The organism is Lacrimispora sp. (assembly GCF_032078915.1).
Taxonomy (GTDB): Bacteria; Bacillota; Clostridia; order Lachnospirales; family Lachnospiraceae; genus Lacrimispora.
Window position 1 is genome coordinate 219766 of record NZ_DAMAUN010000001.1, and the last position, 7457, is coordinate 227222.

Sequence of the window (7457 nt, forward strand, 5' to 3'; positions counted from 1 at the left end):
ATTGATGTCATTTGGATTATTTAAATAATCGGAAAGGGTCACCATAAAGGTATAATTAGCAAGCATTCCCTTGGCCCTCTGATTGATGACACCCAGCCTCTGGCCTAAGGTATCCACAATCTGAGCCAGGACGTCCTCTGCCCCCACTTTGAAATTCTCTTCAATATCATTGGAAGCGTACTGGTAATAGGATAATCCACTGATGGCGGTAGTAAAGAAAAACATGATTCCGAACAGCCAGATGATTTTACTGCGGAATCTTAAATTGTTTATAAATTTCTTCATGCTTTCCCCCCGTTTTCCTGCTCTTCTGTTTTTTTCCAGTATATCACAGGACCCGCACTTTTTCCTATCCTTTTACCGCACCTGCCGTAAGGCCTGCAATGAATTGTTTGTTGGCAAACAAATAGACAATCAGGATTGGGATGATGGCGATGGACGCTCCCGCCAGCATGATGTGCCACTCGGCCGCGGCATTGACAGAATATTTTAGCTGGACAACCGCCACGGTAAGAGTCTGAAGCTTCGGCATGGAAATCGTCATGATCAGGCTGGTGATATAATCATTCCAGGCATTCCGGAAAGAAAATAGGGCCACTACCGCCAGGATCGGCTTACTTAAGGGCAGAACGACCCGGGAATAAACTCCATAAATGCTGCATCCGTCAATGATGGCTGCCTCATCAAGCTCTTTGGGAATCCCCTTTGTAAAACCCATGACCAGAAAAACATTGGTGGCCTGCCCTCCCGTAAGTGCCACAATAAGGGCAAATATGGACTTATTTAACTTTAATGCCCGCAGTAATTCGTAGATTGGATACAGGGTAACTGACCCTAAGGACACGAACATCATGGATAAGTAAAGGGCTAAGAGCACCTTTTTCCCGGCAAATTCTCTTCTGGCCAGAATAAAACCGGCCAGCGAGCAGGTAACCACAGCGAGAAGTGTAACGGAAACGCTGACCACGATGCTGTTGAACGTATATTTTGTAAAGTCTGCCTGGACAAAAGCCTGATAATAATTCTCAAAATGCCATTTCTCCGGAAAAAAGCCGCCGCCCTGGGTCAGCTCTGCATTGGTCTTCAAAGATCCCAGCACTGTATAAATGACCGGATAAAGTGTAAATAAAATCATAATGCCCAGAAATACCCATTTTCCGGCCAAAGAAAGCCAGGCGGCTTTTGATATATGTTTTCCATTCCAGTTTTTCATGCTGCCGCCTCCTTAATAAATTTCATCCAGTTTTTTGGATATTCGCAGATAACCTACTGTTACCAGACCAGCGATCACTGCGGATATGACGCTGACTGCAGCACCGTAGCCATATTGGGGAACCGTGGCTTCTGCCGCTGATATGGGGAAGAAGTAACGGTATCCGTACAGGGACATGACCATGGTAGCATTGGTGGGGCCGCCCTCGGTTAATACCATCACATTGGTAATGTCGTGAAACGCTGAGGTGATCGCCAGCATAAGTATAATCTTTAATATGGGTCCCAGCATTGGAATAATGATGTACCAGATGGTCTGGAGCTTGCCGGCCCCGTCGATCCTTGCGCTTTCGATGGCTTCCCCGGATACCTGCTGGATTCCTGCTATAAAATACACCATGTAATTTCCCACACCGCCCCAGACCGCTGTCAGGATCAGGGTTTTCATGGCATGTTCTTTCCCCAGCCAGTTTATGGGTTTTTGTATCAGACCTGCCGTCATTAAATACTTGTTGACCTCCCCATTATAGGCATTGAATAGCAGATAAAACACCAGACCCATGACCGCAGAGCTCATAATGGTAGGCAGAAATACAATGCTCTGGGCCGCACCATTCCCCCGTTTTTGCTGATTTAAGAGAAATGCCAGAAAAAAGGCCAGAGGAATGATAAAAACCACCTTCCCGAAACCGTATGTAAAAGTATGGATCACACTTTCCCAATAAACTTTATCCCGGAACACCCGGGCAAAATTTGCAAGGCCCACAAATCTCGGTACTCCTGTTCCATATCCCCCATACTGGAAAAATACATATTTCAAAGTCCACACCACCGGATATAAGGAACAGACGGTGAACAAAATCAAGTTGGGAAGCATAAATGAATATGCCTGCAGGTTTTTTTTCACAATCTTACTTCCCCGCAAGGCACTTTTGCCATTCCAGTCTTTCATCTGCATACTCCTTTCTTTTCAAAGAAAGAGGGGCCTCGCTGATTTTGCGCCCCTCTTTCAATATTACTGTAAAGTTGGATTCATCGGGTCATAGTTTTCAATCTTTACTTCATGACCGCTTCCATTTTTCACTGCTTCCTGATACGCTTTATTGTAACGGTCTGTTAAATCCTTTAAGGTAGAATCTATATCCGCGTTTCCATAATAAATAGATTCGCAGGTTTTAAACATATCCTCACCTTCCACCACCATACCAGATGCGAAGGCCGTGTGAGGAGGCTTAGGAAGGAGGGCATCAATATCATTAATGAGCAGCCATTTCTTATCCTGGAAATCTTTACCTGGCTTTGCCTTTTCAATAACGCTTGGAAGAATACTTACACCAAATCCGCCTTCGTAGTATCCGATCAAATAATCCTCATTTGAAAAGATATCCTTATAAACCTTAAATGCTTTATCCACGTTAGGACTTTTTGCATTTAGAACATAACTTCCTGTACCGGTAAAATACTGCTTACCTGTGGTTTTTCCGCCAACGGTTGGAATGGGAACGCAGTCCCATTTGGAAGAATCCATGGGGAACTGATTCTGGTATACTCCTGGCTCCGCATGGCTGTAAGACATATACATACCGATCTTGCCGGCTGCAAACTGGGTTCTTAAGGGATCGATATCCAGAGATTCACAGCCAGGAAAAGCACATTCGTCAGACAGCAGTTCCTTCCAAAGCTTTAAAGTATCTGCCCACGGTGTAAAGTCGTACTCTCCCTTTACGAAGTCGTATCCACGTACCATTCCGGTCTCTCTATCCAGGCCGACGCACATGGAACGCTGCAAGCCGGAGCTGGCACTTTTCATATTTTCTGCAAATCCATAAATTCCTTCTTTGGATAGTTCCGTATTGATTTTTTTTGCATACTCCACCACCTCTTCCAGCGTTTTTGGCGGTTCCGTAATCCCTACACGTTCAAAGATTTCTTTGTTATAAAAAAGACGGCAGGTGGTTCCGGTGGTTGGAATGAAATACAGCTTTCCATCCAGTTCATTGTAACCGGGATAAACCACAGATTTAAAATATTCTTTCATATCAGAATCCATGTACTCATAAAAATCTGCCCACTGCCCCTCGTTTACATATTTATCAAACATCTGGTCTTGTTGTACCAAAATATCAGGAAGCTCCCCGCTTTGTACTGCCATATCAATGGCCTGCACATAATTATCCGTATAAAGCTGATAATCCACCTGAATGTTATCCGTGTTACTTGCATTGTACTCGTCAACTTTTTTCTGAACATAAGTGGCGTCGTGCCGGTCTTTGGACCAGACCTTAATGACGGTTTTTTCCCCACTTGCTGGCTGAGCCTTTTCCGCTTCTGTCTGAGCAGCCGTCTGTCCGCCTGCTGCCGCTGTTGTGGCATCTGTCTTGGTCCCCGAACAACCGGCCAGCGTTCCAGCCGTCATCAGCCCTGCTATCAGTATGCCGCTTAATCTCCTTAATTTCATCCCTTAAACCTCCCTTGTTTGTTTATGGTTTCATTTTACGGAAAAAAGGTTGTTAAGTAAATGCAATATCCGACGGTCCCATGTTTAAAATCTGTTTATATTTATAATGTTACGCTGATCGCAAGCAGACAGAGTCATAGAACTCATTGACATGCCGGCATCGTGCTCTTATAATAGTATTATTACAATTGTAAGAACAGGAGACCGCATATGAATCAACTGCCGCAAATATCCGAAGCAGAATATGAGGTAATGAAGGTGCTATGGAATGATGCCCCCATCAGTACCAACGAAGTGACGGACAAGCTGGTGAAGACCACCAGCTGGAACCCAAAGACCATTCACACACTCTTAAAAAGACTGGTCCAAAAGGGTGCTGCCACCTATCAGAAGGAAGGCCGTGTTTTCGTCTATACCCCGCTCGTGGAAAAAAAGGAATATTTAACGAAAGAAAATGATCATTTTTTGAACCGCTTCTACAACGGAAAGATATCAAGCATGGTGACCAACTATTTAAACAGTGATTATGTATCAAGCGAAGACCTGGCAGAGCTGAAAAAGCTTCTTCTGGGCGGACATGAGGAGGAACGCTGATTATGCCCGATTCTTTTATGACACGCCTTTGTCTTAACAGCGTGGTCCTGGCTATTTTGCTTGCCGCAATCCTTCTGGTCAGGAAATTATTAAACCAACAGCTGACTGCAAGAATCCGGTACAATCTGTGGTTCCTGTTTTTGTTTGTGCTGGCTGCCCCGTTTCTGCCCTGCTCTTTTCTGTTTCCTGGATATGCGTTTAAGCTGCTGCGGTTTTGGGGCAGCTCCTTTTCGCCTGGGCATGCAGGTACCTTAGGAGCTGCATATAAAACCGCGGCAGCCACCGAATATCTCCTCCAGGATTTTTCTGTTTCCGTAAGCCGTGCAGCGCATTCGGGCCTTCCAACTGCTTTAACTGGAATCTGGATCGCCGGCATGGTACTTATGACCGGTTTTCACATCCATTCCAGCCGGAAAATCAGGCTGTTGAAACAGTCCTCTCTTCCCCTTCAGAATAAGGAGATACGGGAGCTATTTACAACATGCATGGAGGAATCTGGTGTAAAAAAAGAAATACCGATCTATAGCAGCGCTTATATCTCCTCTCCCATTGCGGCCGGATTATGGAACCCCTGCATCATTGTTCCTATTAATATGCTTTCAGAGCTTTCCAAAAAAGAGATCCGGTATATCCTACTCCATGAGCTTTTACACTGCAAACACAAGGATCTTCTGGTAAACAGGCTTATGGCTCTGGCACAGATCATTTACTGGTTCCATCCCTTTGTCTGGTTTGCTTTTAAGGAAATGCGAAGCGACCGGGAGATTGCCTGCGATTCATCAGTCCTGTCCCTGCTGGATTCGGACAGCTATCTGGATTACGGAAGCACGCTCATAAATTTTGCGGAAAAGATATCCCTATTTTCCTATTCCGCTGCCAGAATCAGCGGCTCGAAGAAAGAGATTAAAAAGCGCATTCTGAACATTGCCGGTTACCGAAAAGAATCCAGGTGGCGTGAGGTGAAAAGCAGGATCCTCTTTACTGTGATTGCAGCACTGGTGCTGGGCTGTATTCCGATATTGTCTGCAGATGCCTACACCGGTACAGAATACGATTTTACGGCTGAAAATGTAACTGCGCTGGATTTAACCTCTTATTTCAACGGATACGATGGCTGCTTTGTTCTGTATTGTTTAGATTCGGGGCAGTACTGCATCTATAACCGGGAAGCCGGAACAAGAAGGGTTTCCCCGGATTCCACTTATAAGATTTACAGCGCATTGGCCGCCCTGGAACTTGGAACCATAACTCCGAAAGCCTCCCTGCTTTCCTGGGATGGGACCAGTTACCCTTTTGAAGCCTGGAACCAGGACCAGACTCTTGACACTGCCATGAAGCGTTCGGTTAACTGGTATTTCACTTCCCTGGATGAAAAGACCGGGCTTCCCAGGTTAAAACAATACTTAGATACCATCGGCTATGGCAACAGGGACTTATCCGGCGGACTGGGGCGTTACTGGATTCAATCTTCCTTAAAAATTTCTCCGGTGGAGCAGGTGAAGCTTTTGACCCGTTTCTACCAGGATGAACTTCCATTCAGTCAGGAGAATATAAAGGCGGTAAAAGAGTCCTTACTCCTTTCTTCTTCCAATGGTGCTACCCTGTACGGAAAAACCGGAACCGGAACCGTGGAGGGGGAAAATGTAAACGGCTGGTTCATCGGCTTTGTGGAGAACGGAGAAGAAACCTATGTGTTTGCAACCAACATACAGGGCGGGAATCAGGCGAATGGCAGCACGGCCGGAAAAATAACATTGGATATTTTAAATGATAAAGAAATTTATACCCAATCACCATAACAAGGCTGCCGTACCGGGGATTGGTATGCTCCTTTCCAGGCAGACAAGCTCAAGGCAAAACAACAGCCACCTTAGGAGTGACCAAAGGCGGCTGTTGTTAAATTGCTTGCTGCACTAATTATGTATTATAAATATTCAACAAAAGAAAAAATTGATTCATTCATGAGATCTTAAAACGTTTTTTGGAGAAAAAGAATGAGGCTATAATTCCTATGGCCCGCCTATCCGGGTTTGGAGAGTTTGGTATATTGATTAACGGGTAGTTGAAAATAGTTGATGTTTTTAATTTTCCTAAATGTGTAAACACGTAAAAAGCATAGGTTGATGGACTAACTCATAGTCCAGAACCTACGCTTTTTCATTTCTTTCTCTGATGAATCAATGTAAAATTCTTAAAGTGAATGTATCTTATCCAAAAATCTGTATTGAAATTATTTGACAGAATGCACCCGCAAAACTGATTTATATTTATATCCCATAATTGGCAATATACTTTGCGATTTTATTTTAACCTTTCTCATTAAGATTGAAAGTTATTTAATTACTTAATTGAACAATCGTTAAAGAACGATTCATATAACCTAAAGCAGGGAAATCCGTAATAATACTTACTCCAACTTCATCTCCAGCTGCCAGGGCGGCTTGAACGACAAATGTTGAACTACTTCTATTAGCTATCTTAAAGATAGTAGTAATATCTCCAAAAATCGGTAAACCGTTGACAGTAATAATAGCAGTTAGATATGGTTGATCTGGATCTGGATCAGCAGTAGCTTCAGCGTTAATAGATATTGTTATCTGATAAATTCCGCTTTCCCCGACCACTAATTCATTGCCCGATAGGCTAACTGTGATAGTATCTGATAAAGGTCCAGCCACACTAAATGGCACGGGTATGAATGTTCCACCGGGTGTTTCTATACTGTCTCCTCTTAAAGATCCATAAGCCAAAACCACTTCTCCAGTTGGGCCAGTTGGGCCAGTTGGACCAATAGGTCCGGTGGGGCCGAGATCACCAGCAGGTCCTGTAGGTCCTTCAGCTCCAGTTGCTCCAGCTGGTCCGGTTGGTCCGGTTGGTCCTTGAACGCCAGTAGCTCCAGCAGGTCCGGTAGGCCCAGTAAGTCCTTCAGCTCCAGCAGGTCCTTGAACGCCAGTAGGTCCTTCAGGTCCGGTAGGCCCGATAGGCCCTTGAGCACCGGTTGCTCCAGCAGGCCCGGTAGGTCCTTGAGCTCCAGTTGCTCCAGCAGGTCCGGTTGGTCCTTGAACGCCAGTAACTCCAGCAGGCCCGGTAGGCCCAGTAGGTCCTTCAGATCCAGTAGGTCCGGTAGGCCCTTGAGCGCCGGTTGCTCCAGCAGGCCCGGTAGGTCCTTGAGCTCCAGTTGCTCCAGCAGGTC

8 protein-coding genes are annotated in these 7457 nt (G+C 45.1%); 2 read left to right on the top strand and 6 right to left on the bottom strand.

Annotated features, from left to right (window positions below; all coding sequences use genetic code 11):
- The 4 genes from RT269_RS01050 to RT269_RS01065 all read right to left on the bottom strand — a co-directional run.
- On the bottom strand, window positions 1-285 hold a 285-nt coding region (locus tag RT269_RS01050; protein WP_313180152.1), incomplete at its 3' end, for a CHASE3 domain-containing protein.
- Window positions 286-349: 64 nt separating this feature from the next.
- Entirely contained in the window at window positions 350-1213 is an 864-nt protein-coding gene (locus RT269_RS01055) for a carbohydrate ABC transporter permease (protein ID WP_313180153.1), read from the bottom strand.
- A gap of 12 nt (window positions 1214-1225) precedes the next feature.
- Complete coding sequence (locus tag RT269_RS01060; protein WP_313180154.1) at window positions 1226-2164, bottom strand: carbohydrate ABC transporter permease; 939 nt, start codon at window positions 2162-2164, stop codon at window positions 1226-1228.
- Window positions 2165-2227: 63 nt separating this feature from the next.
- Window positions 2228-3670, bottom strand: a complete 1443-nt coding sequence (locus RT269_RS01065; protein ID WP_313180155.1) for an ABC transporter substrate-binding protein — start codon at window positions 3668-3670, stop codon at window positions 2228-2230.
- A 210-nt stretch (window positions 3671-3880) separates the two neighbouring features.
- Here RT269_RS01065 and RT269_RS01070 point away from each other — a divergent pair, with 210 nt between their 5' ends.
- Window positions 3881-4264 carry a BlaI/MecI/CopY family transcriptional regulator gene (locus RT269_RS01070; RefSeq protein WP_313180156.1) on the top strand — a complete coding sequence of 128 codons (384 nt, stop codon included), beginning with the start codon at window positions 3881-3883 and terminating at the stop codon, window positions 4262-4264.
- Window positions 4265-4266: 2 nt separating this feature from the next.
- Complete coding sequence (locus RT269_RS01075) at window positions 4267-6063, top strand: BlaR1 family beta-lactam sensor/signal transducer (RefSeq protein ID WP_313180157.1); 1797 nt, start codon at window positions 4267-4269, stop codon at window positions 6061-6063.
- 537 nt (window positions 6064-6600) lie between these two features.
- Here the strand turns inward: RT269_RS01075 and RT269_RS30075 are convergent.
- Window positions 6601-7014 carry a hypothetical protein gene (locus tag RT269_RS30075; protein WP_331663848.1) on the bottom strand — a complete coding sequence of 138 codons (414 nt, stop codon included), beginning with the start codon at window positions 7012-7014 and terminating at the stop codon, window positions 6601-6603.
- A partial coding sequence (locus RT269_RS30080; protein WP_331663849.1) for a hypothetical protein occupies window positions 6996-7457 on the bottom strand: 462 nt, incomplete at its 5' end. The genes RT269_RS30080 and RT269_RS30075, both read right to left, overlap by 19 nt.

What these genes read in the sequence shown, in the direction of transcription:
- RT269_RS01055 (WP_313180153.1), bottom strand. Translation starts at nt 1,213, where the DNA reads ATGAAAAACTGGAATGGAAAACATATATCAAAAGCCGCCTGGCTTTCT.
- RT269_RS01060 (WP_313180154.1), bottom strand. Translation starts at nt 2,164, where the DNA reads ATGAAAGACTGGAATGGCAAAAGTGCCTTGCGGGGAAGTAAGATTGTG.
- RT269_RS01065 (WP_313180155.1), bottom strand. Translation starts at nt 3,670, where the DNA reads ATGAAATTAAGGAGATTAAGCGGCATACTGATAGCAGGGCTGATGACG.
- RT269_RS01070 (WP_313180156.1), top strand. Translation starts at nt 3,881, where the DNA reads ATGAATCAACTGCCGCAAATATCCGAAGCAGAATATGAGGTAATGAAG.
- RT269_RS01075 (WP_313180157.1), top strand. Translation starts at nt 4,267, where the DNA reads ATGCCCGATTCTTTTATGACACGCCTTTGTCTTAACAGCGTGGTCCTG.